This window comes from Corynebacterium nasicanis, assembly GCF_042658165.1.
Taxonomy (GTDB): Bacteria; Actinomycetota; Actinomycetes; order Mycobacteriales; family Mycobacteriaceae; genus Corynebacterium; species Corynebacterium nasicanis.
On record NZ_JBHSQE010000002.1, the window covers coordinates 1 to 26,829 of the forward strand.

Genomic DNA, 26,829 nt, shown 5'->3' on the forward strand with positions numbered 1-26,829 from the left:
GTGACCGGTACTAATTGACCGACCTAAACACACACCCCCCAAGGGGGTTCGTGTTCAACGCACACGTAACAAACATGCACGAAGAAGATTGTGCTCGCGTCCACTATGCAGTATCTGACACAACACACGGCCACCAGTTGGTTGGTGTTCTACGTTTGTGTCGGTGGTTGATAGCGGCAGGGACACGCCCGGTCCCATTCCGAACCCGGAAGCTAAGCCTGCCCGCGCTGATGGTACTGCACCCGGGAGGGTGTGGGAGAGTAAGTTACCGCCGACCTAAAATTTCACAGAGGAATGAAAGGCGCGGCCTGTCGAGTTGAGATCCTTCTCCTCGACAGGCCGCGTCTTTTCGTCGTATCTGCCCCCGGGGCAGTGTTGATGGGAGAGAATTGCCCTATGTCTGATCGCCCGAACCGTGACCACCAGAACAACCCCCGTGGGGGCCGTCCGCAGGGCGGTGGCTCGCGCCGCCGCGATGAGCGGGGCGATCGTCGCCACTCGCAGCGTGCGGGTGCCGATCGCCCCGAGAAGCAGCGTTCCGGCCCCCAGCGCTCGGGGTTCCGCGAGGAGCGCATCAACAAGCGTCTGACTGAGCCGGATCTGCCGGACGACATCGACATCAACGATCTTGATCCCCTCGTCCTGCAGGACCTGCGTGTCCTGAGCAAGGACAACGCGGATGCCGTGGCCAAGCACATGTTCATGGCGGCCACCCTCATGGAGGATGATCCGCAGCTGGCACTGCGCCACGCCCGCGCCGCCAAGGACCGCGCCGGCCGCGTGGCCGTCGCCCGGGAGACCAACGGCATCGCCGCCTACCGGGCCGGCGAGTGGAAGGAGGCCCTCTCGGAGCTGCGCGCCGCCCGTCGTATGTCCGGTGGCCCGGGGTTCATGGCCGTCATGGCGGACTGCGAGCGCGGACTGGGGCGCCCCGAAAAGGCCGTCGAGATGGGCCGCTCCGACGAGGCCCGTCAGCTGGACCGCGAGGGCGCGGTGGAGCTGGGTATCGTCATCGCCGGCGCCCGCCTCGACATGAACCAGCCGGAGAGTGCTGTGGTGACCCTGCAGCGGCTCAACCCGGACCTGGCGTCCACGGGCTTCATCAACGCGCGGCTCTCCTACGCCTACGCGGATGCCCTCGCTGCCGCAGGTCGTACCGATGAGGCCCGCGAGTGGTTCGCCCACGCCGACCGCCTCGACGAGGACGAGCTCCTCGACGCCGCGGAGCGGCTGTCGGAACTGGCCTGATCGGCACCAGAGACTAAGCTGAGTCACCATGAGTCTTCTGCGCGCCCATGATGCCCTGCTTCTCGATCTTGACGGCACCGTCTGGGAGGGGGGTCGGGCGATCCCGGGTGCGGTGGAGACCATCACCGGGGCCGACGTGCCCTGTGTCTACATCACGAACAACGCCATGCGCGCCCCGCAGGTGGTCGCGGAGAAGCTGCAGGCCATCGGCCTGAACGCCACCGATGCGGATGTGGTCACCTCCGCGCAGGCGGCCATCGACCTGGCGGCGGGGCACCTGCAGCCGGGGGATCCGGTCTACGTCGTCGGCACCGAGTCCTTCCGTGACCTGGCCCGCGCGGCCGGCTACCGGGTCGTCGACTCGGCCGATGAGCAGCCGCGCGCGGTGCTCCAGGGGCTGGACCCGGAGGCCACGTGGGCGGTCCTCTCGGAGGCGGCGCTGGCCATCCGCAACGGCGCCACCTATGTCGCCTCCAACCTCGACACCACGCTGCCCGACCCCCGCGGCCTGCTCGTGGGCAACGGCTCGATGGTGGCGGCCGTCGTCTCGGCCACCGGCGTGGACCCCGTGTCCGCGGGTAAGCCGCAGGGCGCGATGTTCCTCACGGCCGCGCAGCGGGTGGGTGCCCGCGCCCCGCTCACCGTCGGCGATCGCCTCGACACCGACATCGAGGGTGCCAACGCCGCCGGCATGCCCTCTCTCCACGTTCTCACCGGCGTCTCCGGGCACATCGCGCTGCTCGAGGCCGCAAAGGAGCAGCGTCCGACGTACCTGGGTGAGGACATGCGGGCACTGGCAGAGGATCCGGCCGCCCTGCGCCCCGGTCCGCAGGGCGGGTTCACCGCTCGCGTCGACGGCCAGGACATCCTGCTTGAGCGCGGCCACGCGGAGTCCACGTCCATCCAGGCCCTGCGCACCGTGCTCGAGGTCGCGTGGTCGATGAAGCGCCCGGCCGACCTCATCCGCCCGGTCGGTGAGCACGCCGCCCGCGCGGTCGGCGACTGGTGGTGAGGGTGGTGCGGGAACGTCCGGAGGACGTCGATAAGCAGCTGCGCGACATCCTCGCCGAGCAGCCGGACTCCCTGCCGGCGGAGGCGGAGCAGCTCACGCGCGCGCATGCGGTGCTGCAGCGCGCCCTGCAGGAGGGGCACTGATGGCGCCGGCGCGCAGGCGACTGGACGCGGAGCTCGTGCGGCGTAAGATCGCCCGCTCCCGTGAGCACGCCGTCGAGATGATCAAGGCGGGCCGTGTCCACGTCGGGGGTTTTCCGGCGCTCAAGCCCGCCACCGTCGTGGAGCCGGAGGTCTCGATCCGCGTCGAGGAGGCGGCTGAGGAGGACTGGGCCTCACGGGGAGCCCACAAGCTGCTCGGCGCCCTGGAGGCCTTCGAACCGCAGGGTCTGCAGGTGGCGGGCCGGAAGGTACTTGACGCGGGTGCGTCCACCGGCGGGTTCACTGACGTCCTGCTGCGGCACGATGCCGCCGAGGTCGTCGCCGTCGACGTCGGCTACGGCCAGCTCATCTGGCGGCTGCAGAATGACCCGCGGGTGCGGGTCCTCGACCGCACCAACGTGCGCACGCTCACCCCGGAGCAGTGCGGCGGGCTGTGCGACATGATGGTCGGCGACCTCTCCTTCATCTCCCTGCGCCTCACGTTGCCCGCCATTGCGGAATGCCTGCGGGAGGGCGCTGACCTGCTGCCCATGGTCAAGCCCCAGTTCGAGGTGGGCAAGGACCGCCTCGGCTCCGGGGGCGTCGTGCGGAGTCCGCAGCTGCGGACGGAGGTGACCCGGGAGGTCGCGGATTTCGCGGCCACCCTGGGCCTGAGTTGCCGGGGCGTGGTGGCCTCTCCGCTGCCCGGCCCGAGCGGAAACGTAGAATACTTTCTATGGCTGAACAAGGACGGCGGTGCCGCGGCTCCGTCCCCGGATCAGCTGCAGTCCATGATCGACACGGCAGTGCAGGAGGGCCCGCAGTGAATGCAGTGAGCACCGAGCAGAGCACCCGACGGGAGGTGCTGCTCGTCCCGCACACGGGGCGCAGCAAGAACCTCTCCGCAGCGGAGCGGACCGCCGAGCTTCTCGACGCCGCCGGAATCACCGTCCGCGTCCTCGTCCACCAGGATGGCCGCCCGCTCGAGGGCAGCGAGGTCCTCGCCCCCCTCACGCGCGTCACCCACACGGCCGACGCCGCGGAGGGCTGCGAGCTCGTCCTCGTCCTCGGCGGCGACGGCACCTTCCTCCGTGCCGCGGACCTGGCGCACGCCGTCGACGTCCCCGTCCTGGGCATCAACCTGGGCCATGTCGGCTTCCTCGCGGAGTGGGAGGCGGAGTCCCTCGACGCCGCCATCCAGCGCGTCATCGACCGCACCTACCGGGTCGAGGACCGCATGACCGTCGACGTCACGGTCCTGGACAACGACCTCGAGGTCATCGGCCGGGGCTGGGCGCTCAACGAGGTGAGCGTGGAGAACCTCAACCGCCGCGGCGTGCTCGACGCGATCCTCGAGGTCGACGGCCGCCCCGTGTCCTCCTTCGGCTGCGACGGCGTGCTCATCTCCACCCCGACGGGCTCGACCGCCTACGCGTTCTCCGCCGGCGGCCCCGTGCTGTGGCCGGAGCTCGACGCGATCCTCGTCGTACCCAACAACGCCCACGCCCTGTTCACCAAGCCCCTCGTCGTCTCCCCGCGCTCGACGGTGGCGGTGGAGTCCAACCCGGACGCCTCCCCGGCGATGGCGGTCATGGACGGCTTCCGTCCCATCCCCATGCCCCCGGGCTCGCGGGTCGAGGTCGTCCGCGGCGCGCGCCCCGTGCGGTGGGTGCGTCTCGACGACTCGACCTTCACCGACCGCCTCGTGACCAAGCTGCGCCTGCCCGTCTCCGGGTGGCGCGGTCCGCGTACCCAGCAGAAATAGGTTTCATGCTCGCTGACATCGCCATCGAGAACCTCGGTGTCATCCCCGCGGCCTCGGCGGAACTGGCCGCGGGGCTGACCGTGCTCACCGGTGAGACCGGGGCCGGCAAGACCATGGTGGTCACCGGCCTGCGCCTGCTCGCCGGGGGACGCGCCGATGCCTCCCGCGTCCGCTCCGGCGCCAAGCAGGCGGTGGTGGAGGGCCGCTTCCTCACCACCGCCCTGCCCGCGGACACCGCCGCGCAGGTGAGCGCCCTGGTGGACGCCGCCGGCGGCACCCCGGACGAGAACGGCGAGTACATCGCCTCGCGCACCGTCACCGCCGCGGGCCGCTCCCGCGCCCACCTCGGGGGACGTTCCGTGCCCGCCGCCACCCTCGCCGAGTTCAGCGCCCCGCTGCTGACCATCCACGGGCAGAACGACCAGCTGCGCCTGCTCGCCCCGGAGCAGCAGCTCGCGGCGCTCGACCGCGTCGACCCCGCCATCGCGCCGCTGCTCGAGACCTACCGGGCGGCGTGGTCCACCTGGCGGGAGCTGGCCCGGGACCTGCGCTCGCGCACCGAGTCGCGGCGGGAGCTGGCCCAGGAGATCGACCGCCTGCAGTTCGCCCTCGACGAGATCGACGCGGTGGACCCCGCCTCCGGGGAGGACGCCGAGCTGCTCACCCTCATCCGCCGCCTGCAGGACGTGGACACCCTCCGGGAGGAGGCCTCGACCGCCCTGGCGGCGATCGACGGTCCAGAGGCCTTCGGAGGCTTCTCCGAGGCCGACCCCGCCTCCACGCTGCTGGGGCAGGCCGCGGCCGCCCTCGGTGGCTCCGAGGACGCCGTCCTCCAGGAGCTGGGCGAGCGGCTGGCCGCGATCACCAGCCAGCTCGGTGACATCGCCGCCGAACTGGGTGGCTTCCTCAGTGACCTGCCCGCCGATCCCTCCCTGCTCGAGGAGTCCCTGCAGCGCCAGCAGCAGCTCAAGCTGCTCACCCGCAAATACGCGCCCGACATTGACGGGGTCCTGGCCTGGCGGGACAAGGCGCGGACCCGGCTGGCCCGCATCGACATCTCCTCCGAGGCGCTCGACGAGCTGAAGAAGCAGGTCGCGGCCGCCGAGAAGGCCCTGAAGGCGACGGCGAAGAAGCTCAGCGCGGCCCGGAAGAAGGCTGCCGCCCATCTGGCCGCCCGGGTCACGGAGGAACTGCAGGGCCTGGCGATGGCCAAGGCGGAGCTCAGCGTCGCGGTGCGACCCGTGGAGCCGGGCCGCGACGGTGCCGACGAGGTGGAGCTCATGCTCGCCCCCAACTCCGGCTCGGAGCCCCGCCCCCTGGCCTCCAGCGCCTCGGGCGGTGAGCTCTCCCGCGTCATGCTGGCGCTCGAGGTCATTCTCTCGGCGGGCACCCAGGGTGCGACGCTCGTCTTCGACGAGGTCGACGCCGGCGTCGGCGGCCGCGCCGCTGTGGAGATCGGGCGGCGGTTGGCGCGGCTGGCGGTGCACAACCAGGTGATCGTTGTGACGCATCTCCCGCAGGTGGCGGCCTACGCCGACACGCATCTGCACGTGGCCAAGAACGTCGGCGACGAGGCCGTGACCTCGGGCGTGAGCACGCTCAGCCACCAGGAAAGGGTGGAGGAGCTGGCGCGGATGCTGGCAGGCCTCGACGACACGGACACGGGCCGGGCGCACGCGGCGGAGCTGCTGGAACTGGCCGCGCAGGAGCGGCGCGCCTTCACCACCTGAGTGGTCCCGGCCGTCACAATGGCCACATGAGTCTGTTCTCCCGCACCGCCGACCTGCCCGGTCTGCAGGGCACGCTCCGTGACTGCACCTCCGGAGGCAAGGGCGCCCGCCGGCTGCGCGCCGGCGACATCGCCGTCATCAACGCCGCCGACCTCTCGCGCCGCGACGCCCAGCTGCTTCTCGACGCCCGCCCCGCCGCCGTCATCAACATGTCCCGGTTCTCCACCGGTGCGGTCCCCAACTTCGGCCCCCACATGCTCCTCGAGTCCGACGTCCTCCTCGTCGAAGGCACCGGCCCGGAGCTCGGCGCCGCCCTCAAGGACGGCAAGAAGGCACGGATCACCGAGGACGGGGCGATCCACATGGGGGAGCGGCAGCTCGGCGCGGGACACGTCGTCACCACCGAGGCCGCCGAGGCCACCTTCACCGACGCCCAGCAGTCGCTCGTCGACCGCATGGAGGCATTCTTCGGCAACACCATCCAGTTCATCCACTCCGAGGGGCCCCTGCTCATCGACGGCCTGGGCATCCCCGACACCGGAGCCGACATCAACGGCCGCAAGGCCCTGGTGGTCAGCCCCGGACCGGAGCACCGCAACGAGGTGAAGCTGCTGCGCAACTTCATCCGCGAGTACGACCCCGTCATCATCGGTGTCGACGCCGCCGCCGACACCCTCCTCGAGCTCGGCTACAAGCCCGACCTCATCGTCGGTAACCCGGCGGGCATCGGCGCGGACACCCTGCGCAGCGGGGCCCGCGTGGTGCTGCCGGCCGACCCGGACGGACACGCCGCCGGGCTGGAGCGGATCCAGGATCTCGGCGTCGGGGCGATGACCTTCCCGGCCGCGACGGATTCCGCCACCGACCTGGCGCTTCTGCTCGCCGACTACCACGGGGCGCAGATCATCGTGAACGCGGGCAGCCCCTTCGACCTCGACGGGGTGTTCGGCAACGATCCGGACGCCACCCCGACCGCGATGCTCACCCGCGCCAAGCTGGGCAGGCGTCTCGTCGACGCCACGGCCATCTCCGACCTCTACACCGTCCGTACGGGGAAGGGCCTGGCCTGGTTGTGGGCCGTCCTCGGGCTGCTGGTGGCCCTGGCGGCCATCGTGCTCATCGTCGGCCTCACCGGCTCCGGCGGATTCACCGACAACCTCATCGACACCTGGAACAGCATCGCGCTGACCTTCCAGGGCTGGTTCCAGTAGGGGGCTGACATGGCAGGAAACAGTTCCGGTCGCGCCGGATGGCTCATCGGCGGCATCGGTTTCGGCATCGCCGCCGGAGTGGCGCTGGGCACCCTGGTGCTCGCGCCCAACATGCCGGACGACACCCGGCCCGCCCCGGAGCGGGAGGACACCGCGTCCGTCGAGCGGGCCGAGATCGCCGAGGCGCAGGCCGCCTCCGCCGACAGCGTCATCGCCGATCTCTCGGCGAGCGCGGTTGCGGACACGCTCGGAGACCGGCCCGTGCTGGTCATCCGCACGGCGGACGCGGTGGACGAGGATGTCGTGGGCGTCGAGAAGCTCCTGGCCCAGGCCGGCGCCAACGGCGCGGGGACGATCTCGCTGCGCGAGACATTCCTCTCCGCGGAGGGGGCTGATCAGCTCAAGTCCATCGTGGCCAACACGCTCCCGGCCGGGGCCCAGCTCTCGGAGGATCGCCTCGATCCGGGTGTCCACGCCGGCGAGGCCCTGGGTTCGGCGCTCATGCTCAACCGTGAGAGCGGCGAGGAACAGGCCAGTTCCGAGGAGCGCGGCCTGCTGCTGCGGGCCCTGCGGGATGCGGAATTCCTCGACTACGAGGACGGGACCATCCTCCCGGCGCAGGTCATCGTCGTCGTCACCGGCGACTCCGATGGCGCCGAGGGGCGCGCGGCCCGCAACTTGGCGGACTTCGTCGAGGCCCTCGACGGGCGCGGCAACGGCGCGGTGCTGGCCGGGCGTATCCACACGGCCGCCGACACCGGCGCGGTGGGGCTGCTGCGGGCGGCGGACACCGGCGTGTCCACCATCGATTCCGTCGACCGGGCCGTGGGCCGGATGGCCACGGTGCTGGCGGTGCGCGAGCAGCTGGAGGGCGAAACCGGAGCCTATGGTTCCGCCGAATCCGCGGAGGCGGCCAGCCCGGCGCCTTAGTGGGGTTCCTATCGGTCTACAGATAGGTTATCCTGAGGTTCCATGCGCCACATCATCATTACGGGAGGCGTCGTGTCCTCCCTCGGAAAGGGCCTGACGGCCGCCAGCCTCGCCCGCCTGCTCGCCGACCGCGGGCTTTCGGTGACCATGCAGAAACTCGACCCGTACCTCAACGTCGACCCCGGCACCATGAACCCCTTCGAGCACGGCGAGGTCTTCGTCACCGAGGACGGCGCCGAGACCGACCTCGACCTCGGACACTACGAACGCTTCCTCGACCGGGCTCTCAGCCGCTCCGCCAACGTCACCACCGGCGCCGTGTACTCCGACGTCATCGCCCGGGAACGCCGCGGCGGCTACCTCGGGCGGACCGTGCAGGTCGTCCCGCACATCACCGATGAGATCCGCGACCGCATCGTCGCCGCGGGGGAGGAGGACGTCGATGTCGTCATCACCGAGATCGGCGGCACCGTCGGCGACATCGAGTCCCTGCCCTTCCTCGAGGCCGCCCGCCAGCTGCGCCACGTCGTCGGGCGCCGCAACATTGCCTTCATCCACGTCTCCCTCGTGCCCTACCTGGCGCCGTCGGGGGAGCTGAAGACCAAGCCCACCCAGCACTCCGTGGCCACCCTGCGTTCCTTGGGTATCCAGCCCGACGCCATCGTCCTGCGTTGTGACCGCCCGGTCCCCGCCGGGCTCAAGGAGAAGATCGCGCTCATGTGCGACGTCGAGAAGCAGGGCGTCATCTCCTGCGCGGACGCGCCGAGCATCTACGACATCCCCGACGTCCTCCACGAGCAGGGCCTGGACACCTTCCTCATCGAGCTCCTCGGGCTGCCCGCCGGGGAACGGGACTCGCGCACCTGGCGGGACCTCCTTGACCGCGTGCGGAATCCGCGCGGCGAGGTCACCGTCGGCATCGTGGGCAAATACACCGATCTTCCCGACGCCTACCTCTCCGTCGTCGAGGCCGTCCACGCCGCCGGATTCCACCACCGCGTGGCCACCCGCATCGAGTGGATCAACGCCGACGGGGAGATGTCCTTCGAAGGTATCGACGCCGTCATCATCCCCGGCGGCTTCGGGTCCCGCGGTATCGAGGGCAAGATCTCCGCCGTCACCCACTGCCGCGAGAACGACATCCCGCTCCTCGGCATCTGCCTCGGCCTACAGACCGTGGTTATCGAAGCAGCCCGAGCGGCCGGACTGAGCGGGGCCACCTCCACCGAGGTCGACCCGGACACCGACACCCCGGTCATCGCGGTGATGGAGGAGCAGAAGAACATCGCGGACCTCGGCGGCACCATGCGCCTGGGCGCCTGGCCGGCGGTGCTGGCGGAAGGGTCCGTGGTCGCCCGCACCTACGGCGCGACCGCGGTCAGCGAACGCCACCGCCACCGCTACGAGGTCAACAACGCCTATCGGGACGCCATCACCGCGGGCTCCGGCCTGGAGTTCTCCGGTACCTCGCCGGACGGAGCGCTCGTCGAGTTCGTCGAGTACCCCGCGCACCGCTTCCTCGTGGCCACCCAGGCGCACCCGGAGTACGCCTCCCGTCCGACGCGGGCACACCCGCTGTTCATCGGACTGCTGGCGGCGGCGCTAGATTAGGGGGCATGACCACGCCCGGTACCCATGAATTCGACGTCCTCGATTCCGAGCTTCTGCTCGAGGCCCCCATTATCGCCGTCCGCCGCGACACCCTCGCCATGCCGGGCGGCGGGAGCGGGCGGCGCGAGATCGTCGAGCACTTCGGGGCCGTGGCGGTCGTCGCCGTGCGCGGGGCGGAGATCGCCCTGGTCCGCCAGTATCGGCACAGCGTCGCCTCCCGCCTGTGGGAGCTGCCCGCCGGCCTGCTCGACATCAAGGGGGAGGACGAGATCAGCACCGCGCAGCGTGAGCTCGCCGAGGAGGCAGGCCTCGCCGCCGATCGCTGGGACGTGCTCTGTGACCTGGTGACCTCGCCCGGATTCTGCGACGAGACCGTCCGCGTCTTCCTCGCCCGTGACCTCCACGAGGTGGAGCGCGGGGAGGCGGAGCACGAGGAGGCCGACATGCTCCTCGAGTGGGTCCCGCTGGCCGAGGCCCGCGCCATGATCCTGCGCGGCGAGATCATCAACTCCATCGCCGTGTCCGGCATCCTCAGCGCCGCCGAGGTGCTTGACGGGCGGGCGGAACCCCGCGGCGTCGATACGCCCTTCCCGTGGCGGCCGACCTCCCTGGCGACACGGCGGGTGGGCCCGGACCTGAAGACCATGCCGTGAGCGCCCGGGACATCGCCGCCACCTGGCTCGACCACCTCGCCGTCGAACGCGGCCTCGCGGAGAACACGCTGAGCAATTATCGACGCGACGTCGACCGCTACCTCACCTGGCTCGACGCTGCCGGGCGCCGCGACCTGGCCGATGTCGCCACCACCGACGTCGAGGCCTACGTCGCCGACCTGCGCCGCTCCGGCCTGGCCGCCAGCTCGACGGGACGGGCCCTCGTGGTGGCCCGCGGCCTGCACAAGTTCGCGGTGCAGGAGGGCCTCGTCGACGTCGATGTCGCCGCCGACGTCTCCCCGCCGGCCACCGGCCGCCACCTGCCCGACACCCTCAGCATTGACGAGGTCACCCAGCTTATCGACGCCGTCCCCGACGGCGAGTACGCCGACGCCCTCGACCTGCGCGACAAGGCCCTTCTCGAACTGCTCTACGGCACCGGCGCCCGCATCAGCGAGATCACCGGACTGCGCGTCGATGACGTCACCGACCACGACGGCATCCTCCGCATTACCGGCAAGGGCGACAAGCAGCGCCTCGTGCCCGTCGGCTCCAAGGCCGTGGAGGCGGTCGAGGCCTACCTCGTGCGCGCCCGCCCCCTCCTGGCGCAAGGCAAGTCGCACGCTCTGCTGCTCAACACCCGCGGGGGAGCGCTGAGCCGGCAGAGCGCCTGGGCGATCCTCAAGAACGCCGCCGCCCGCGCCGGACTGGACAAGGACATCTCCCCGCACACCCTGCGCCACTCCTACGCCACCCACCTGCTCGAGGGCGGCGCCGATGTCCGCGTCGTCCAGGAACTCCTCGGGCACTCCTCCGTGACCACCACCCAGATCTACACCCACGTCACTGCGGATAACCTCCGGCAGGTGTGGCGAGAGGCGCATCCGCGGGCGTGAGGTCAAGTCTGCAGGGTAGACGTCTTCCGGCTGCGCCGTGTCGCCGCGGCGTGTGGAAGAGAAGATGTACCCTGATAAACAACAACGATGTAAGGCAGCCTCTCTCGTGGAGGTCAAGGGAGTGGGTGTGACTGTGAGTCGAGAGGCACTGTTCGATGATCCCGGCGTCGAGCTGGGTCTGACCGGTCGCCCGCTGCGCGAGTTGCCGCAGCCGGCGCCCCTGGACCGCCACGGGCCGGCGACGATCATCTCGATGTGTAACCAGAAGGGCGGCGTCGGTAAGACGACGTCGACCATCAATCTGGGTGCCTGCCTGGCCGAGCAGGGGCGCAAGGTGCTGCTCGTCGACCTCGATCCGCAGGGCGCCCTGTCGGCGGGCCTGGGCGTGGCGCACGACGAGCTCGACATCACGGTCTATGACCTGCTGCTGGACAACCACACCTCGATCCACTCCGCGATCCACCACACCTCGGTGGCCAACATGGATCTCGTGCCGGCCAACATCGACCTCTCGGCCGCCGAGATCCAGCTGGTCAATGAGGTCGGCCGCGAGCAGACCCTGGCGCGTGCGCTGCGCCCGGTGATGAAGGAGTACGACTTCATCATCCTCGACTGCCAGCCCTCGCTGGGCCTGCTCACGGTCAACGCACTGGCCTGTTCGCACGGGGTCATCATCCCGATGGAGTGCGAGTACTTCTCGCTGCGCGGTCTCGCCCTGCTCACCGACACGGTGGAGAAGGTGGGCGACCGCCTCAACTTCGACCTGGAGATCCTGGGCATCCTGGTGACCATGTTCGACCGCCGCACCTCCCATGCCCGTGAGGTGATGTCACGGGTGGTCGAGGTGTTCGGGGACCGGGTCTTCGACTCGGTGATCACCCGCACGGTGCGTTTCCCGGAGACCTCCGTCGCCGGGGAGCCGATCATCAGCTGGGCGCCGTCCTCGCAGGGGGCGGAGCAGTACCGCAACCTCGCGCTCGAGGTGCTGGAGCGGACCGCCCAGCGGTGACCGGGGAGCAGCTGGAGATCCCGGGTTTCCGGGTGGCGCTGGCGAACTTCGAGGGCCCCTTCGACCTGCTCCTGCAGCTCATCGGGGCCCGAAAGCTCGATGTCACCGAGGTGGCGCTGTCCGAGGTCACCGACGAGTTCATCGCCTACACCCGGGCGCTGGGGGAGACGGCCAATCTGGACGAGACGACCGAGTTCCTCGTCGTGGCCGCCACGCTGCTCGATCTCAAGGCGGCGCGGCTCCTGCCGCGCGGGGAGGTCGATGACCTGGAGGATCTCGCGCTGCTGGAGATGCGGGACCTGCTCTTCGCCCGGCTGCTGCAGTACCGCGCCTACAAGCAGGTGGCGGACCTGTTCGCCGAGTGGCAGAAGAAGGCGCAGCGGCGCTACCCGCGGGCGGTCGGCCTGGAGCCGCAGTTCGCGGAGCTCCTGCCACCGGTGAGCATCGGTCTCAATCCCGCACAGTTCGCCGAAATGGCGGCCGGGGTCTTCCGCCCGCGGCCTCCGGAGCAGGTCGGCATCGGCCACATCCATCAGGTGGCGGTGTCCGTCCCGGAGCAGGCCGGGCGCATCCTGGACACCCTGCGGCTCATGGGGGCGGGCCACTTCCTCACCTTCCAGGCGCTCACCCGGGACTGCACGGTGTCCATGGAGGTCGTCGGCCGCTTCCTCGCCCTGCTGGAGCTGTACAAGGCGCAGGCCGTGGAGACCCGGCAGGAGGAGGCGCTGGGGGAGTTGTCCGTCAGCTGGACCGGGATGGATGTCGATCCGGCCGTGGTGGCCGCGAAGAACTGGGATTAGCGGCGGAGGGCGCGGGACGTCGTCAAGCACACCACCCCGATGAGGACGGCGCCGGCGGCGACGGCGAGGAAGTAGGCGCGTTCGGAACTGGGGGAGGCGGCGTCGTAGAAGGTGGACAGGGTGCCGGCGAGCGAGGTGCCGATCGCCAGGGTGAGGAAGTACAGCGCCGAGAAGCGGGTGGCGAAGGCCCGCGGGGCGTGGAGCGCGGTGGAGGCCATGCCTACCGGGCCGATGAGCATCTCCCCGAGGGAGAGCAGGCCGATGGCCGCCGCGAGGGCCAGGAAGGGGGTCGAGTTCTCCCCGCCGCCGACGAAGGGCAGCATGAGGAGCATGCTCGATCCGGCGATGATCACCCCGCCGCCCATCTTGGTGGCCGACGTCGGCCCGCGCTGGCCCAGGCGCACCCACAGCCACGCCAGCGGCAGGGAGAAGGCGAGGATGTAGAAGGGGTTGAGGGACTGCGTCCAGGCGGCGGGCACCTCGAGGTTGCCGATCGTGCGGTCGAGGCGGACGTCGGAGTAGACGGCGAGCACGCCGTAGATCTGCGCCTGCAGCGCCCAGTAGGTGGTCGAGGCGAGGAAGAGCGGGAGGAAGGCGAGGACGCGCTGCCGCTCCGGGGCGCTCACGGCCGGGGAGAGGAGCATCTGCCCGAAGAGAAACACGGCCATCGCGATGGTGAGCGCCAGGAAGGCGGCGGCGAGCTGCCCCGCGCTGAGGATCCCGAGCGCGAGCAGCGCCACCACGGTGAGCACCGCCAGCACCGCGCCGCCGATGAGGAGCGCGGCGCGGCGCGGGTCGAGGGGCTGGGTGGGCTGGGTGAGGACGCAGGTGGCCAGGAGCCGGGGGCGCAGGACCAGGTAGACCACCACGCCGAGGACCATGAGTCCGGCGGCGGCCGCGAATCCGGCATGGAATCCGTGGCGCGCGGCGAGCCAGCCGGTGAGCAGGGGCCCGAGGAGGGCGCCGATGTTGATGCCGAGGTAGAAGATCTGGAAGGCGGCGTCGCGACGCGCGGAGGCCGCTGGGTAGGACTGCCCGAGGATGGTCACGGCGGCGGTTTTGAGCAGCCCGGAGCCGAGGGCGATGAGCAGCAGCCCGGGGGTGAGGCCCGCGTAGCCGGGCAGCAGGGCGAGGCTGAGATGGCCGAGGACGAGCAGGCCGGCGCCGCCGAGCAGGGTGCGTTCGGCCCCGAGGAGGCGGTCGCCGATCCAGCCGCCGGCGAAGGTACACAGGTAGAGGAAGGCGCCGTAGGCGCCGACGAGGGCGGTGGCCTGGGGTTTCTCCATGCCCAGGCCGTCGGCCTGGGAGTAGAGGTAGTAGGCGAGGATGGCCTGCATCCCGTAGAAGCTGAAGCGTTCCCACATCTCGATGCTCACCATGGAGGGCATGGCGAGGGGATGTTTCTCGACGGTGCTTGAACGGTGTTCAATTATGGTCATGGGCGCTAGTATGACATGAATTGAACACTGTTCAAGAATCGAATGGAGACCCATGCACCCCGCCGCGATCCAGGCGCTCGACCACGCCCACGTGTGGCACCCCTATGCCCCCGCCCGCACCACCAACCTCCCGGTGGCCGCCACGGACGGCATCCACCTCCAGCTGTCTGACGGCCGCCGCGTCATCGACGCCATGAGCTCCTGGTGGGCCACCATCCACGGCCACGGACACCCGGCGCTCGTCGCCGCGGCCACCGAGCAGATCGGCCGGATGAGCCACGTCATGTTCGGCGGCCTCACCCACGAACCCGCGGTGCGCCTGGCCGCGCGCCTCGCCGACATGGTCGGCCTGCCCCACGTGTTCTTCTCCGACTCCGGCTCCGTCGCCGTCGAGGTCGCGGTGAAGATGGCTCTGCAGTACTCCCGCGGCATCGGCCACACGGAACGCACACGCTTGCTCACCTGGCGTTCCGGCTACCACGGCGACACCTTCGCCGCGATGAGCGTCTGCGACCCCGACGGCGGCATGCACGCGCTGTGGGCGGGCACGCTCGCCGAGCAGGTCTTCGCGCCCGCCCCGCCCGTCGGCGAGGTCGGCGATTATCTCCACCGCTTCGAGATGCTTATCGACGCCACCGTCGCCGCCGTCATCGTCGAGCCCGTCGTCCAGGGCGCGGGCGGGATGCGCTTCCATGACCCGGCCCTCGTGGCCGGGGTGCGCGAGATCTGCGACCGGCACGGCATCCTGTTCATCGCCGACGAGATCGCCACCGGCTTCGGCCGCACCGGGGAGCTCTTCGCCACCCACGGGGCAGGGGTGACCCCGGACATCATGTGCGTGGGCAAGGCGTTGACCGGCGGATTCATGAGCCTCGCCGCCACCCTGTGCACCGCGGAGGTGGCGCAAGCGATCCCCACGCTCATGCACGGCCCCACCTTCATGGCCAACCCCCTGGCCTGCGCGGTCGCCGGTGCCTCCCTGGATCTGCTGGAGGCGGGGACGTGGCGCGCGGATGTGGCCCGCATCGAGGCCGGCCTGCGCCGGGGCCTGGAGCCGCTGCGCGATCAGGCGGCGGACGTGAGGGTGCTCGGGGCCATCGGTGTCGTCGAGATGGCCGAGCAGGTGGACATGGTGGCCACCACGCAGGCGGCGCTGGAGGAGGGGGTGTGGCTGCGGCCCTTCGGCCGGCTGATCTACACCATGCCGCCCTACACCTGCACCGAGGCGGACATGGCGCAGATCTGTCGCGGCGTGGCAGCGGCGGTGCGCGCATGATCCTCATGGTGACGGGTACCGGCACGGACGTCGGCAAGACCATCGCCACCGCGGCCCTGGTGAGCAACCTGCGGGGACAAGGCCGGGAGGTGCTCCCCGCCAAACCGGTCCAGACCGGGCCGGGGGAGGGGGACGCGGCGAGCGTCGAGAAGCTCACGGGCGTGGCGGGCGTCGAATTCGCCCGCTACCCGGAACCCCTGGCGCCGAACATCGCCGCCCGGCGCGCGGGCCTGCCGCAGGTGACGCGCGTGGAACTCGGGGAATGGCTGCGGGGCCTCGATGCGCCCGGGCGGACGGTCGTCGTCGAGGGGGCCGGCGGTCTGCTCGTGCGCCTGGCTGATGAGCTGACCCTCGCGGACCTGGCCGCGGACGTGTCCGCCCCGCTCATCGTCGTGACCTCGCTCGGGCTGGGCAGCCTCAACGCCGCGGAGCTGACGGTGCGGGCGGCGCGCGCCCGGGGCCTGCAGGTGAGAGGCCTCATCGGGGGCAGTCTGCCGGCGGACCCGGACCTGGCGACCCGAGAGAACCTCAGTGAGCTGCCGCGGGTGACCGGGGTGCCGCTGCTGGGGTGTCTGCCGGAAGGCATGGGGCGGGCCCCGGACTTCGCGTCCGTGGCCCGCCGGGTACTTAGGGACGTGCCTTGAGGAACTCGAGGATCTCCACCGGCAGCTCGCGGTCGGCGTAGATGCGCACGTCCGGCTCGTCCGGATCATCGGCGGTGCCGACGCGGCGGCCCTCCCACACCGGGCTCAGGCCGACCTTCTCCAGGACGCGGGCCGAGGCGGGGTGGTTGGTGGTGATGCGCGCGGTGATCGGGGTCTCCGGGTCGAGGCGCTTGGCGGCCTTGAGGGCGGCCTCCGACACCTCGGTGGCGAAGCCGTTGCCCCACTTGTCGGGGCGGAAGCGGTACTTGAGGTCCCAGACGCGGCCGTCGACAAGCTCGATGCCGCCGACGCCGATGAACTCGGTGGGCTGATCGCGCATGTACACACCCCAGGGGCCGAGATCCTTCGCGGCCCAGGAGGCCTGCGTGCGGCCGATGAGCTGGTGGGTCTCCTTGACCGTTTCGTGCCGCGCCTGCGGGCGGTGCTCCCAGATGCGCTTGTCGCTGTAGACCTTGTAGGCCTCGGCGTCATGCTGGGCGCTCAGGGGCATGAGGATGAGTCGTTCGGTGCGTGTGATCGTAGCCATGCGGTGATGTTACACACATCACATTCGCCGGTGTGCGCGTTTCGGCAGATTTTCCGGCCCGCTTAGACTGGCAGCCATGAACCCGATGATCACGGTCGAAGAACTGCGCGCTCTGCCGGATGCGGTCGTGCTGTGTGCCTCCATGGGCCCGCACCCGCCGAGCCACGGCATTCCCGGCTCCCACCTCGCGGACCTCGAGGGTGACTTCTCCGATTCCGCCTCCGATCTGCCGCACACCGTGCCCACGGACGTACAGGCACTCTTCGCGTCCTACGGTGTCTCCGACGGCACCCCGGTGGTGGTCTACGACGATGCGGAGGGCGCCTCAGCGCCCCGCGTGTGGTGGCTGGCGAAGGTGGCCGGCATCGAGGCGCATGTGCTCGACGGCGGGCTCACCGCCTGGCGGGAAGCCGGGGGAGAGCTCGCCCCGTTCGCGGCACCCCGCGGCGGAGGACACCTGAGCGCCACCGAGCGGCCGGAGCTTTTGCGGAACCAGGAAGACGTGGCACAGGACGGCCGCCTCATCGTCGACGCCCGCTCCGCCGGTCGCTTCGCCGGCACGGAGCCGGAACCGCGCCCCGGCCTGCGCTCCGGGCACATCCCCGGCTCCGTCAACCTGCCCTACACGGAGGTCTACGCGGAGGGGCGCCTGAAGTCTCCCGCGGAGTTGCGCGCGCTCTTCGCCGGGGTGGCGGGGGAGCGCCGCGACCTCACCTTCTCCTGCGGTTCCGGGGTGACCGCCTGCGTCACCGCCCTGGCCGCCACCGTCGCCGGGTACGAGGACACGGCGGTCTACGAGGGATCCTGGTCCGAGTGGGGCCGGGCGTGATCAGTCAGCTGCGCTCCCAGCTGGAGTCGGTGCTGCTGGTCATCGACACTCCGGCCACCGTGGCCACCCTGGCGCGGGTCCTCGGCGCGGAGGAGGCCACCGTCGAGAGCCTGCTCCGGGCGACGGCCGCCGAGTTCGATGAGCGGGGATCCGGCTTCGACCTGCGTGAATCCGCGGAGGGTTGGCGCCTGTACACCCGGCAGGCCAACGCCCCGGTGGTGGAGCAGTTCCTGCTCGACGGCACCCAGACCCGGCTGTCCCGCGCGGCGCTGGAAACCCTCGCGGTGGTGGCCTACCGCCAGCCCGCGACCCGTGGCCAGATCTCCGGGGTGCGCGGCGTCAACGTGGACGGGGTCATGCGGACGCTGCAGTTGCGCGGCCTCATCCGGGAGGTCGACGTGGAGCCGGGCACGGGCGCCCACCGCTACGAGACCACGGAGCTTTTCCTCGAGCTCCTCGGCATCGATTCCCTCGACAGGCTGCCCGATCTGGCGCCGCTACTGCCTGACGTCGAATCGATCGACGAGGACTACTAGGGGTAGGGTGGAACGGACCCAATTTCATACCCAGATAGGACACGATTCCCGTGACCCCACCCGCTCGCCGTGACGGCACACCGGACAAGGACCAGCAGCCCAAGAAGCTGCGGGCCTCCGAGATCCCGCTGTCCAACGCCCGCCCCGCCCGCCGCCAGAACGTCAGCCCGCAGAAGCGGCAGGCCTCCGCCCGCTCCGTCGCCGAGAGCCTCGGCGCGGACTGGCTCTTCGACGATCAGCCCTCCGACGCCGCCGGGGTGCGCCTGCAGAAGGTGCTCGCCCAGGCCGGGGTGGCCTCGCGCCGCCATGCGGAGGTGCTCATCGAGAAGGGCCGCGTCGAGGTCAACGGGAAGATCGTCACCCAGCAGGGCATGCGCGTGAACCCGAACGTCGACGTCATCCGCGTCGACGGCGTGCGCGTCCACGTCAACGAGGAGCTGGAGTACTTCATCCTCAACAAGCCGCGCGGCGTCCTCTCGACGATGTCCGACGATGAGGGCCGTCTGTGCGTCGGCGACATCGTCGCCGAGAAGATCGCCTCCGGGCAGCGCCTCTTCCACGTCGGCCGCCTCGACGCAGACACCGAGGGCCTGCTGCTGCTCACCAACGACGGCGAGCTGGCCAACCGCCTCATGCACCCGAAGTACGAGGTGTCCAAGACCTACCTCGCCACGGTGCTCGGCGCAGCCGACCGCCGCCTCATCACGACCCTGAAGAAGGGCGTGGAGCTCGAGGATGGCCCGGCGAAGGCCGACTACGTGCAGATCGTCGATACGCATGAGGGCCAGTCCTTGCTCAAGATCGAACTGCACGAGGGCCGCAAGCACATCGTGCGCCGCATGCTCAAGGAGGCCGGCTTCCCCGTCCAGCGCCTCGTGCGCACCAAGATCCACACCGTCCAGCTCGGTGAGCAGAAGCCGGGCTCGCTGCGCGCGCTCAACAACTCCGAGCTGAGCTCCCTGTTCAAGGCGGTGCAGCTGTGAGCATCTCCAACATGCCCGACGGCGGGCTGATCCTCGCCGTCGACGGTCCCTCCGGCACCGGCAAGTCGACCACCTGCCGCGCCCTGGCCCGCCGCCTCGACGCCAAGTACATCGACACCGGCGCCATGTACCGGGTGGCCACCCTCGCGGTCCTGCGCGCGGGGGTCGATCCCGCGGACACCGCCGCCGTCATCGCCGCCACCCGCGCCCTGCCCCTGGCCGTCAACGACGACCCGGATTCCACCGAGGTCCTCCTGGCCGGCGAGAATGTCGCCGCCGAGATCCGCGGCCGCGAGGTCACCGGGCACGTCTCCGCCGTCTCCGCGGTGCCGGAGGTCCGCGAGAACCTCGTCGCCCTGCAGCGCCGCCTGGCCGCCGAGGCGCACCGCGCCATCGTCGAGGGCCGGGACATCGGCACCGTCGTGCTTGCCGACGCCCCCGTCAAGGCCTACCTCACCGCCTCCCCGGAGATCCGCGCGCGGCGTCGTTACGAGCAGGACCTCGCCGCCGGCCGCGAGGCGGACTTCGACACCGTCCTGGCCGACGTGATCCGCCGCGACGAGCTCGACTCCTCGCGCGCCACCTCCCCCCTGCGTCCCGCCGCGGACGCCCACCTCATCGACACCTCCGAGATGACCCTCGACCAGGTGCTCGACACGCTCGTCAATCTTGTGAAGGAGTCCCAGCGATGACCGACAACCACGAGGAGATGGAGACCGAGTTCATCTTCCCCGGCGAAGACGACATCGACGAATCCGAACTCAGCTCGGCCGAGCAGTGGGCGGACGCCGACTTCGCCCTCGAGGACTACGACTTCGAGGACATGACCGAGGAGGAGTGGGCCGCCCTCGAGGAGAAGCTGGGCGTCGAGCACAGCGACCACCTGGAGGAGGAGCTGTGCACCGTCGCCATCGTCGGCCGCCCCAACGTGGGTAAGTCGACGCTGGTCAACCGCTTCCTGGGGCGTCGAGAAGCGGTCGTCGAGGACTTCCCCGGCGTCACCCGCGACCGGATCTCCTACATTGCCGAATGGGGCGGGCGCCGCTACTTCGTGCAGGACACGGGCGGCTGGGACCCCAACGTCAAGGGCATCCACGGGGCCATCGCCCGCCAGGCCGAGGTGGCGATGGAGACCGCGGACGTCATCGTCATGGTCGTCGACACCAAGGTCGGCATCACCGAGACCGATGCCGTCATGGCCAAGCGCCTGCAGAAGGCCAAGGTGCCCGTCATCCTGGTGGCGAACAAGTTCGACTCGGATTCCCTCTACGCCGACATGGCGGAGTTCTACGCCCTCGGCCTCGGCGACCCGTGGCCCGTCTCCGCCCTCCACGGCCGCGGTGGCGCCGACGTCCTCGACGAGGTGCTGCGCCTGTTCCCGGAGAAGCCGCGCGCGGCCTCTATCACGGAGGGACCGCGGCGCGTGGCGCTCGTCGGTAAGCCGAATGTGGGCAAGTCCTCCCTGCTCAACAAGGTGTCGAAGGAGGAACGCTCGGTCGTCGACAATGTCCCGGGCACCACGGTCGACCCGGTGGACTCCCTCGTGCAGCTGGAACAGAAGCTGTGGAAGTTCGTCGACACCGCCGGCCTGCGCAAGAAGGTGAAGTCCGCGCAGGGCCACGAGTACTATGCCTCGCTGCGTACCCGCGCGGCCATCGACGCCGCCGAGGTGTGCGTCATGCTCATCGACGCCTCCGAGCCCATCTCCGAGCAGGACCAGCGCGTCCTGGCCATGGTGCTGGAATCGGGCAAGGCCCTGGTCATCGCATTCAACAAGTGGGACCTCATGGACGAGGACCGCCGCGACCTGCTCGACCGCGAGATCGAGCAGCAGCTCGGCCACCTGCCCTGGGTCACCCGCATCAACATCTCCGCCCAGACCGGCCGCGCCCTCCAGCGCCTCGAGCCGGCCATGATCGAGGCCCTGGAGAGCTGGGACAAGCGCATCTCCACCGGCCAGCTCAACAACTGGCTGCGCGAGGCCATCGCTGCAAACCCGCCGCCAATGCAGGCCGGGCGCCTGCCGCGCGTCATGTTCGCCACCCAGGCCTCGACCCGCCCGCCGGTGATCGTGCTGTTCACCACCGGCTTCCTCGACGCCGGCTACCGCCGTTACCTCGAGCGCAAGTTCCGTGAGCGCTTCGGTTTCCACGGCTCGCCCGTCCGCGTGGCGGTGCGTCTGCGTGAACGTCGCGCCCGGAAGTAGCGCCACCCCGGTCTGGGTCAACGAGCTCGGCGGCGTGACATGGCGGCTGCCGGGCTCGTACGTCAAGACGGGGCCGGGTAGGCACCTTCCGGAAGCCGAGCGGCTCACCTGGCTGGGCACCTGCGACCTGCCTTTCGCGGTGCCGCGGGTGCTCAGCGTGGGGGAGGACCACCTGCAGACCGCGAGCCTCACGGGCGCGCCTCCCCTGCACCCGGCCGATCCCGGCGCGGCGGCCCAGGCATTGGGCCGGGCGCTGCGCACGTTTCACGACGCCGTGCCGGTCGACCAGTGCCCCTTCGTCTGGAGCCCCCTGCGGGGCGACGAAGACCTGGTGGTCTGCCACGGCGACGCCTGCCCGCCGAACTGGCTGTTCGGCCCCGCGCTGGAGTTCGTCGGGGCGGTAGATCTGGGCAGCCTGGGTCTCGCGGACCGGTGGGTGGACATCGCCCCCGCCCTCGACTGTTTGCCGGAGGACGGCATGGCGGGGCAGGAGGCGGAGTTCCTGCGGGGCTACGGCATTGAGATGGACGCGGAGAAGTACGCCTTTTACCTCGATAAGTGGAACACCACCGACTAGTTCCGGAGTGATCCTCCCCGCTCGAGCACGAAAGCGTCCGTGCGGTAGGGGATCGGCAGCAGCTGCCCCGGCTGGTACTCGAGGCGATCGAAGAGGTACCAGCGCAGGTTCTCCGTCATGCGCGCACGCACCGTAGTCGAGGACTTCAACCAGTAGGACCGCGAGGCCATGAGGTCGAAGAGCTGCTCCACCCGCAGGTGCTGCACCCAACCGGTGCGCAACTCCTCCACCACCTCCCACGGTGCGTGCACCGCGGGGAAGAAGCCCGGGCGCTGGATGTCACCGGAGTGCATGATGCGCGCCAGGCGCAGGATCCACGGGTGGGAGACGTCGAGGTTGTTCCACACCAGCACCACCCGCCCTCCGGGGCGGACCACGCGATCCAACTCCGCGCACGCGGCGGGAGCGTCGACCCAGTGCCAGGTCTGGGCGCAGGTGGCGGCGTCGACGGAGTCCGCGCGCAGCGCCGTCGCCTCGGCGGTGGCCCGCCAGACGGGGACGTCGATAAGCGAACGAAGGACACGGACCATGTCCGGTGAGGGGTCGCTGGCGAGGACGTCATGGCCGGCGTCGAGAAGCGAGGCGGTGAGTTTTCCGGTGCCGGCGCCGAGGTCGACGACGGTGCGGGGGGTGCCGAGCAGCGAGAGCACCGCGGGCGGATAGCCCGGCCGGACGTCGTCGTAGGTGTCGGCGCCGGAGCGGAAGGCCCACGCGGATTCCCGGCGGTGGGCGGCGTCGAGAAATTCCGGGGTGTCCTTGGTGGAGGCCTTCCGGAAGGCGGGGGAGATGCTCACGCCAAGTAAGATAGCCGATCATGGCTCGACTTCCCGCCCCCGATGACCCGCGGTGGCTCCCCAAAACAGTCCTGTCGCGGTGGCGCTGGACAGTCCCGGCGGGGGTGCTCATGGCGTTGAGTTTCCTCAGCAACGGGCTCTCGCCGGTGATCATCGGCCGCGCCATCGATGACCTCGACCGGGTCTTCCAGTGGATCGCCGTCCTGGCCGCCACCTTCGTGGTGGGCATGGTGGCCAGCTGGTTCGGGCGGCGCCTGCTCATCCGCGCGATCCTGGTCATCGGGCATGACCTGCGCATGGAGGTCACCGACCGCATCCAGGATCCGCGCGGGGTCGGCGGGCACAAGCGCACGCCCGGTGAGCTGCTCTCCGTCGCGTCGGCGGACACGCAGCGGGTGGCGGACGCGGTGATCATGACCGTGTTCCCCATCGCGGAAGTGGCCTCGGTGCTCTACGTGGGCATCATGATGCTGACGATCAGCGTGCCGCTGGGCATCGCGGTGCTCATCGGCGGCCCGCTGCTGGTGTGGATCGCCCTGGTGGCGGCCGGCCCGCTGCGCAGCCGCTCCGGCAAGCGGCAGGCGGCGCTGGCCCGCGCGGCGGCGACGGCCACGGATGTGGTGCAGGGGCTGCGCATCCTCAAGGGGCTCGGCGCGGTGAGCATCGTCCGGGGCCGCTACCTGCGGGTCTCAGATGAGGCCTATGAGCGCACCGTCGCGGCCAATGCCGCGCAGGCCCGCCTCAACGCCATCACGGATGCGACGGGCTCGCTTTACGTCATCGCCGTGGCGGTGGCGGCGGCGTGGTTGGCGCTGCGCGGGCACCTGAGCATCGGTGAGCTCATCACCGCCATCGGCCTGACGCAGTTCGTCATCATGCCGATGACGATGCTGGGCAAGAACATCGCCTCCCGCTGGGCGGCGGCGCAGGCCTCGGGGCGGCGGATCCGGGAGGTGCTCGGCGCGCCGTACGCGCTGCCCGCGGAGCACGGGGACATCCCCGAATTCCCGGCCGGGCTCACGGTGATCACCGGGCCCTTCCCGGAGGAGCTCATCCTGGCGCCGCGTGAGCGCGTCATCGTCGCCCCGCACGCCGTGGACCTCTTCGACGGCACCGTCCTGGACAATGTCCACCCGGACCCGGTCCGGGCGCGCGCGGCCCTCGAGGTCGCGGCGGTGGGGGACATCCCCGGCGGGCCGGAGCGGGAGGTCGGCGAGAACGGACGCAACCTCTCCGGCGGGCAGCGCCAGCGCGTGGCGTTGGCCCGGGCGATCGCGGCGGATCCGGAGATCCTCGTGCTGCAGGATCCGACGACCGCGGTGGATTCCGTCACCGAGGTCCGGATCAGCGAGCGCGTCGCGGATGCCCGGCGGGGGAAACCCACCGTGGTGTACACCGATGCGCCCGCCTGGAAGGCCGTCGCTGATCAGGTGGTGGTCTCATGAGGTTCCCGCTGGCAGATCTCCGCCAGGTCCGCCGGGAGGTGGCCCGCCAGAGCGCGCGGGTGCCCGGCGCGCGCCGCCAGGCCCTCATCGCGCTGGTCCTGCTCAGCCTCGGGGCGGCGGCGACGGTCGCGGTGCCGTGGCAGTTGGGGCGGATCATCGACATCGTCCTGGCCGAGGGCAGTCTGTGGGCGGCCCTCGGGTGGCTGGTGCTGGCGGCGTTGCTCGGTGCGGGCCTCAGCGCGGCCGGGTTCTTCTACCTCTCCTGCCTCAGTGAGCGAATCATCGCGCACCTGCGGGAGGAGATGGTGGGCACCGCCCTCGGCCTGCCGGTCCACCGCGTCGAGGACGCGGGCACCGGTGACCTCGTGTCACGGTCGACGGATGATGTCGCGGTGGTCTCCTCCGCGGTGACGGAGACCGTGCCGATCCTGTCGAGTTCCCTGTTCACCATCCTCGCCACCGCGGTGGCCCTGTTGACTCTCGACTGGCGCTTCCTGGTCATCCTCGTCCTCGTGGCGCCGATCTACTGGTACTCCTCGCGCCGCTACCTGGCGGTGGCCCCGGCGCGCTACGCGGCGGAACGGGCGTCGATGGCAGACCGGGCCCGCAAGCTCCTCGAGGCGATCCACGGGCAGGAGACGGTCCGCGCCTACCGGATGGAGGCGGAGATGCACGAACGCATCCGCGTCACCTCCCAGTCAGTCGTCGACCACGGCTTCTCCGCCCGGGCCACGATGATCGTGCTGCAGGCGTGGATGTCGGTGGGGGAGTTCCTCATCCTCGCCGGCGGTCTGCTCGTCGGCTGGTGGGCGGTGCGCCACGGCGACCTCAGCGTCGGCGCGGTCACGGCGGCGATGTTCATGCTCATCCGCCTGCGCGGTCCCCTCATGATGTTCATGCGCGTGCTGGACACGGTGCAGTCCGGCTACGCCTCGCTCACCCGTATCGTCGGCGTGGTCATCGACCCGCCCGCCCCGGTCGCCGATTCCGGGGCCCGCGCGCCGGAGGGCGAGGTCGTCATGGACAACGTCAGCTTCTCCTACGGCGGCGACTGGGCCGTGCGCGACGTCTCCCTGCGGATCCGCCCCGGCGAGACCGTCGCCCTGGTGGGCGCCTCCGGCGCCGGCAAGACCACCGTCGCCGCGCTGCTCGCGGGTCTGCGGGTCCCCGACGAGGGTTCCGTGCTTATCGACGACGTCGAGGTCTCCACCCTCTCCGACGCCGAGCGTGTCGCCCGCCTGGCCATGATCTCCCAGGACGTGCACGTCTTCTCGGGCACCCTGCGCGAGGACCTCACCCTGGCGCGCCCGCACGCCACCGACGAGGAGCTCATCGACGCCCTCGAGCGGGTCCACGCCCACTGGTACCGCGACCTGGCGGACGGCCTGGACACCGAGATCGGCTCCCGCGGGCACCAGCTCGACCCCGTCGAGGCCCAGCAGCTGGCGCTGGCCCGCATCCTGCTGCTCGACCCGAAAGTGGTCATCATGGATGAGGCCACGGCGGAATCGGGTTCGGCCGGGGCCGGGGATCTCGAATCCGCGGCCGAGGTGGTCACCCGGGACCGGGCCGCCCTGGTCGTGGCCCACCGCCTCGACCAGGCGGCGCGCGCCGACGAGGTGCTGGTCATGGAGGCCGGGGTGGTCGTCGAGTGCGGCACCCACGCCGAACTGGTCGCCCGTGGGGGCCGCTACACGGACCTGTGGACCGCGTGGTCGAGGGGGCGCGGATGAGGGTGCTCATGCTCCTGCTGGTGCTGGCGCTCGGGGCGTGCACGGTGCCGGAGCGGGAGGCGCCGGTGGCGTCGACAAGCAGCGGTGCCCCGCAGAAGACGGTGACGGAGACCGTCGAGGGCCGCGAGGTGCGCATCTCCACGCCGGAGGGATTCCACCGCGGACGGCAGTGGCCCGTGCTTCTGGCCTTCCATGGCTGGCGGGAGACGCCGGAGTCGATGGAGCGCGCCAGCGGGCTCGATGCCGCGCAGGCGGTCGTCGTGTACCCGGAGGGTCGGGAGCGCGCCTGGGCCCCGGCCCCCTACGCGCGGAGCAGTGGGGAGGAGGATCTCGCCTTCGTGCGCGCGCTGGTGGAGCGCATCGCGGCGGACTACCCGGTGGACCGCAGCCGCCTCTTCGCCACCGGTTTCTCCAACGGCGGGGGTTTCGCCGCCTTCCTGGGCTGCCGGATGCCGGAGACCTTTCTCGCGGTGGCGCCGGTGGGGGCGGCCTACTACGAGTCGATCCACTTCGATTGCGCCGCGCGTCCCGTCGCGCGCCTGGACATCCACGGCACCAATGACGCCACGATCAACTATTACGGGGGCACCCGGCACGGGGTCGCCTACGAGTCGGTGCCGGAGGTTCTCGAGCGCGTCGCGGAGTCGAACGGCTGCACCGGCTCGACCCTTATCCGGCGGAGCCAGGAGGTCATCGTCCAGCACTGGCAGGGGTGCCGTCTGCCCCTGGTGCACATGCGTGTCGGCGGGGGTGCGCACGTGTGGCCGCCGGAGGCGACAGCGGAGGTGAGGTCCTTCTTCGGCGTGTAGCGTTGC

The 26,829-nt window shown here is 70.6% G+C and carries 26 protein-coding genes, 1 rRNA gene and 1 pseudogene; 25 read left to right on the forward strand and 3 right to left on the reverse strand.

Annotated features, from left to right (window positions below):
- Window positions 1–159: 159 nt before the first annotated feature.
- The 14 genes and pseudogenes from rrf to ACFPUZ_RS03630 all read left to right on the forward strand — a co-directional run bounded on the left by rrf (window position 160) and on the right by ACFPUZ_RS03630 (window position 13,005).
- Window positions 160–277 (forward strand): 5S ribosomal RNA (gene rrf, locus ACFPUZ_RS03565).
- 134 nt (window positions 278–411) lie between these two features.
- Window positions 412–1,248, forward strand: a pseudogene (locus tag ACFPUZ_RS03570) (hypothetical protein); the annotation flags it as partial.
- A gap of 28 nt (window positions 1,249–1,276) precedes the next feature.
- The gene (locus tag ACFPUZ_RS03575) at window positions 1,277–2,260 is read left to right on the forward strand and encodes an HAD-IIA family hydrolase (protein ID WP_376999988.1); all 984 of its coding nucleotides are present in this window, start codon (window positions 1,277–1,279) and stop codon (window positions 2,258–2,260) included.
- 5 nt (window positions 2,261–2,265) lie between these two features.
- A complete protein-coding gene (locus tag ACFPUZ_RS03580) occupies window positions 2,266–2,403 on the forward strand; it encodes a hypothetical protein (RefSeq protein WP_376999990.1) in 138 nt (45 codons plus the stop codon).
- The gene (locus ACFPUZ_RS03585) at window positions 2,403–3,227 is read left to right on the forward strand and encodes a TlyA family RNA methyltransferase (protein ID WP_376999992.1); all 825 of its coding nucleotides are present in this window, start codon (window positions 2,403–2,405) and stop codon (window positions 3,225–3,227) included. Before ACFPUZ_RS03580 ends, ACFPUZ_RS03585 begins: the two co-directional genes overlap by 1 nt.
- A gap of 5 nt (window positions 3,228–3,232) precedes the next feature.
- Window positions 3,233–4,165, forward strand: a complete 933-nt coding sequence (locus ACFPUZ_RS03590) for an NAD kinase (RefSeq protein ID WP_377000300.1) — start codon at window positions 3,233–3,235, stop codon at window positions 4,163–4,165.
- Window positions 4,166–4,170: 5 nt separating this feature from the next.
- Complete coding sequence (recN, locus tag ACFPUZ_RS03595) at window positions 4,171–5,895, forward strand: DNA repair protein RecN (RefSeq protein WP_376999994.1); 1,725 nt, start codon at window positions 4,171–4,173, stop codon at window positions 5,893–5,895.
- A gap of 26 nt (window positions 5,896–5,921) precedes the next feature.
- Window positions 5,922–7,106, forward strand: coding sequence for a putative cytokinetic ring protein SteA (gene steA / locus ACFPUZ_RS03600; RefSeq protein ID WP_376999996.1), 1,185 nt, complete (start codon window positions 5,922–5,924; stop codon window positions 7,104–7,106).
- A 9-nt stretch (window positions 7,107–7,115) separates the two neighbouring features.
- A complete protein-coding gene (locus ACFPUZ_RS03605) occupies window positions 7,116–8,036 on the forward strand; it encodes a copper transporter (protein WP_376999998.1) in 921 nt (306 codons plus the stop codon).
- 42 nt (window positions 8,037–8,078) lie between these two features.
- Window positions 8,079–9,647, forward strand: a complete 1,569-nt coding sequence (locus tag ACFPUZ_RS03610; RefSeq protein ID WP_377000000.1) for a CTP synthase — start codon at window positions 8,079–8,081, stop codon at window positions 9,645–9,647.
- Window positions 9,648–9,652: 5 nt separating this feature from the next.
- On the forward strand, window positions 9,653–10,300 hold the full coding sequence (locus tag ACFPUZ_RS03615) for an NUDIX domain-containing protein (protein WP_377000002.1): 648 nt from the start codon (window positions 9,653–9,655) through the stop codon (window positions 10,298–10,300).
- Window positions 10,297–11,196 carry a site-specific tyrosine recombinase XerD gene (gene xerD, locus ACFPUZ_RS03620; protein ID WP_377000004.1) on the forward strand — a complete coding sequence of 300 codons (900 nt, stop codon included), beginning with the start codon at window positions 10,297–10,299 and terminating at the stop codon, window positions 11,194–11,196. The genes ACFPUZ_RS03615 and xerD overlap by 4 nt, the downstream gene beginning before the upstream one ends.
- Before the next feature lie 133 nt (window positions 11,197–11,329).
- On the forward strand, window positions 11,330–12,205 hold the full coding sequence (locus tag ACFPUZ_RS03625) for a ParA family protein (RefSeq protein ID WP_377000302.1): 876 nt from the start codon (window positions 11,330–11,332) through the stop codon (window positions 12,203–12,205).
- On the forward strand, window positions 12,202–13,005 hold the full coding sequence (locus ACFPUZ_RS03630; protein ID WP_377000006.1) for a segregation and condensation protein A: 804 nt from the start codon (window positions 12,202–12,204) through the stop codon (window positions 13,003–13,005). The genes ACFPUZ_RS03625 and ACFPUZ_RS03630 overlap by 4 nt, the downstream gene beginning before the upstream one ends.
- Here ACFPUZ_RS03630 and ACFPUZ_RS03635 read toward each other — a convergent pair.
- Window positions 13,002–14,444: a peptide MFS transporter gene (locus tag ACFPUZ_RS03635; protein ID WP_377000008.1), complete on the reverse strand. Its 1,443-nt coding sequence runs from the start codon at window positions 14,442–14,444 to the stop codon at window positions 13,002–13,004. The two genes, ACFPUZ_RS03630 and ACFPUZ_RS03635, sit on opposite strands and share 4 nt — an antisense overlap.
- Window positions 14,445–14,496: 52 nt before the next feature.
- Here ACFPUZ_RS03635 and ACFPUZ_RS03640 point away from each other — a divergent pair, with 52 nt between their 5' ends.
- Both ACFPUZ_RS03640 and bioD read left to right on the forward strand, forming a co-directional pair.
- Entirely contained in the window at window positions 14,497–15,720 is a 1,224-nt protein-coding gene (locus tag ACFPUZ_RS03640) for an adenosylmethionine--8-amino-7-oxononanoate transaminase (RefSeq protein ID WP_377000010.1), read from the forward strand.
- Window positions 15,717–16,364, forward strand: coding sequence for a dethiobiotin synthase (bioD, locus tag ACFPUZ_RS03645; protein WP_377000012.1), 648 nt, complete (start codon window positions 15,717–15,719; stop codon window positions 16,362–16,364). The genes ACFPUZ_RS03640 and bioD overlap by 4 nt, the downstream gene beginning before the upstream one ends.
- Here bioD and ACFPUZ_RS03650 read toward each other — a convergent pair.
- Window positions 16,348–16,911: a GNAT family N-acetyltransferase gene (locus ACFPUZ_RS03650; RefSeq protein WP_377000014.1), complete on the reverse strand. Its 564-nt coding sequence runs from the start codon at window positions 16,909–16,911 to the stop codon at window positions 16,348–16,350. The two genes, bioD and ACFPUZ_RS03650, sit on opposite strands and share 17 nt — an antisense overlap.
- 76 nt (window positions 16,912–16,987) lie before the next feature.
- On the opposite strand from ACFPUZ_RS03650, the gene ACFPUZ_RS03655 reads away from it, so the two are divergent.
- The 6 genes from ACFPUZ_RS03655 to ACFPUZ_RS03680 are packed head-to-tail and all read left to right on the forward strand — an operon-like array spanning window position 16,988 to window position 22,042.
- The gene (locus tag ACFPUZ_RS03655) at window positions 16,988–17,740 is read left to right on the forward strand and encodes a sulfurtransferase (protein WP_377000016.1); all 753 of its coding nucleotides are present in this window, start codon (window positions 16,988–16,990) and stop codon (window positions 17,738–17,740) included.
- Complete coding sequence (gene scpB / locus ACFPUZ_RS03660; RefSeq protein ID WP_377000018.1) at window positions 17,737–18,276, forward strand: SMC-Scp complex subunit ScpB; 540 nt, start codon at window positions 17,737–17,739, stop codon at window positions 18,274–18,276. Before ACFPUZ_RS03655 ends, scpB begins: the two co-directional genes overlap by 4 nt.
- A gap of 50 nt (window positions 18,277–18,326) precedes the next feature.
- Entirely contained in the window at window positions 18,327–19,259 is a 933-nt protein-coding gene (locus tag ACFPUZ_RS03665; RefSeq protein WP_377000020.1) for a pseudouridine synthase, read from the forward strand.
- An 11-nt stretch (window positions 19,260–19,270) separates the two neighbouring features.
- Window positions 19,271–19,951, forward strand: coding sequence for a (d)CMP kinase (gene cmk, locus ACFPUZ_RS03670; protein ID WP_377000303.1), 681 nt, complete (start codon window positions 19,271–19,273; stop codon window positions 19,949–19,951).
- Window positions 19,948–21,465, forward strand: coding sequence for a ribosome biogenesis GTPase Der (gene der / locus ACFPUZ_RS03675; RefSeq protein ID WP_377000022.1), 1,518 nt, complete (start codon window positions 19,948–19,950; stop codon window positions 21,463–21,465). Before cmk ends, der begins: the two co-directional genes overlap by 4 nt.
- Complete coding sequence (locus ACFPUZ_RS03680) at window positions 21,443–22,042, forward strand: phosphotransferase (RefSeq protein WP_377000024.1); 600 nt, start codon at window positions 21,443–21,445, stop codon at window positions 22,040–22,042. Before der ends, ACFPUZ_RS03680 begins: the two co-directional genes overlap by 23 nt.
- On the opposite strand, the gene ACFPUZ_RS03685 is transcribed toward ACFPUZ_RS03680, so the two are convergent.
- Window positions 22,039–22,830 carry a class I SAM-dependent methyltransferase gene (locus ACFPUZ_RS03685; RefSeq protein WP_377000305.1) on the reverse strand — a complete coding sequence of 264 codons (792 nt, stop codon included), beginning with the start codon at window positions 22,828–22,830 and terminating at the stop codon, window positions 22,039–22,041. The genes ACFPUZ_RS03680 and ACFPUZ_RS03685 overlap by 4 nt on opposite strands.
- 26 nt (window positions 22,831–22,856) lie before the next feature.
- Here ACFPUZ_RS03685 and ACFPUZ_RS03690 point away from each other — a divergent pair, with 26 nt between their 5' ends.
- From ACFPUZ_RS03690 to ACFPUZ_RS03700, 3 genes are read left to right on the forward strand one after another with little or no spacing between them, the layout of a single operon-like run.
- Window positions 22,857–24,281: an ABC transporter transmembrane domain-containing protein gene (locus ACFPUZ_RS03690; protein ID WP_377000026.1), complete on the forward strand. Its 1,425-nt coding sequence runs from the start codon at window positions 22,857–22,859 to the stop codon at window positions 24,279–24,281.
- Window positions 24,278–26,014, forward strand: a complete 1,737-nt coding sequence (locus ACFPUZ_RS03695) for an ABC transporter ATP-binding protein (protein WP_377000028.1) — start codon at window positions 24,278–24,280, stop codon at window positions 26,012–26,014. Before ACFPUZ_RS03690 ends, ACFPUZ_RS03695 begins: the two co-directional genes overlap by 4 nt.
- Window positions 26,011–26,823 carry a CE1 family esterase gene (locus ACFPUZ_RS03700; RefSeq protein ID WP_377000030.1) on the forward strand — a complete coding sequence of 271 codons (813 nt, stop codon included), beginning with the start codon at window positions 26,011–26,013 and terminating at the stop codon, window positions 26,821–26,823. The genes ACFPUZ_RS03695 and ACFPUZ_RS03700 overlap by 4 nt, the downstream gene beginning before the upstream one ends.
- The last annotated feature ends 6 nt before the right edge of the window (window positions 26,824–26,829 follow it).

Excerpts from the sequence above, each read along its gene's own strand:
- ACFPUZ_RS03575 (WP_376999988.1), top strand. The coding sequence starts at position 1,277 with ATGAGTCTTCTGCGCGCCCATGATGCCCTGCTTCTCGATCTTGACGGC.
- bioD (WP_377000012.1), top strand. The coding sequence starts at position 15,717 with ATGATCCTCATGGTGACGGGTACCGGCACGGACGTCGGCAAGACCATC.
- ACFPUZ_RS03605 (WP_376999998.1), top strand. The coding sequence starts at position 7,116 with ATGGCAGGAAACAGTTCCGGTCGCGCCGGATGGCTCATCGGCGGCATC.
- ACFPUZ_RS03615 (WP_377000002.1), top strand. The coding sequence starts at position 9,653 with ATGACCACGCCCGGTACCCATGAATTCGACGTCCTCGATTCCGAGCTT.
- ACFPUZ_RS03585 (WP_376999992.1), top strand. The coding sequence starts at position 2,403 with ATGGCGCCGGCGCGCAGGCGACTGGACGCGGAGCTCGTGCGGCGTAAG.
- ACFPUZ_RS03655 (WP_377000016.1), top strand. The coding sequence starts at position 16,988 with ATGAACCCGATGATCACGGTCGAAGAACTGCGCGCTCTGCCGGATGCG.
- der (WP_377000022.1), top strand. The coding sequence starts at position 19,948 with ATGACCGACAACCACGAGGAGATGGAGACCGAGTTCATCTTCCCCGGC.
- ACFPUZ_RS03640 (WP_377000010.1), top strand. The coding sequence starts at position 14,497 with ATGCACCCCGCCGCGATCCAGGCGCTCGACCACGCCCACGTGTGGCAC.
- recN (WP_376999994.1), top strand. The coding sequence starts at position 4,171 with ATGCTCGCTGACATCGCCATCGAGAACCTCGGTGTCATCCCCGCGGCC.
- ACFPUZ_RS03635 (WP_377000008.1), bottom strand. The coding sequence starts at position 14,444 with ATGACCATAATTGAACACCGTTCAAGCACCGTCGAGAAACATCCCCTC.
- ACFPUZ_RS03650 (WP_377000014.1), bottom strand. The coding sequence starts at position 16,911 with ATGGCTACGATCACACGCACCGAACGACTCATCCTCATGCCCCTGAGC.
- ACFPUZ_RS03700 (WP_377000030.1), top strand. The coding sequence starts at position 26,011 with ATGAGGGTGCTCATGCTCCTGCTGGTGCTGGCGCTCGGGGCGTGCACG.
- ACFPUZ_RS03610 (WP_377000000.1), top strand. The coding sequence starts at position 8,079 with ATGCGCCACATCATCATTACGGGAGGCGTCGTGTCCTCCCTCGGAAAG.
- ACFPUZ_RS03690 (WP_377000026.1), top strand. The coding sequence starts at position 22,857 with ATGGCTCGACTTCCCGCCCCCGATGACCCGCGGTGGCTCCCCAAAACA.
- steA (WP_376999996.1), top strand. The coding sequence starts at position 5,922 with ATGAGTCTGTTCTCCCGCACCGCCGACCTGCCCGGTCTGCAGGGCACG.
- cmk (WP_377000303.1), top strand. The coding sequence starts at position 19,271 with ATGCCCGACGGCGGGCTGATCCTCGCCGTCGACGGTCCCTCCGGCACC.
- ACFPUZ_RS03695 (WP_377000028.1), top strand. The coding sequence starts at position 24,278 with ATGAGGTTCCCGCTGGCAGATCTCCGCCAGGTCCGCCGGGAGGTGGCC.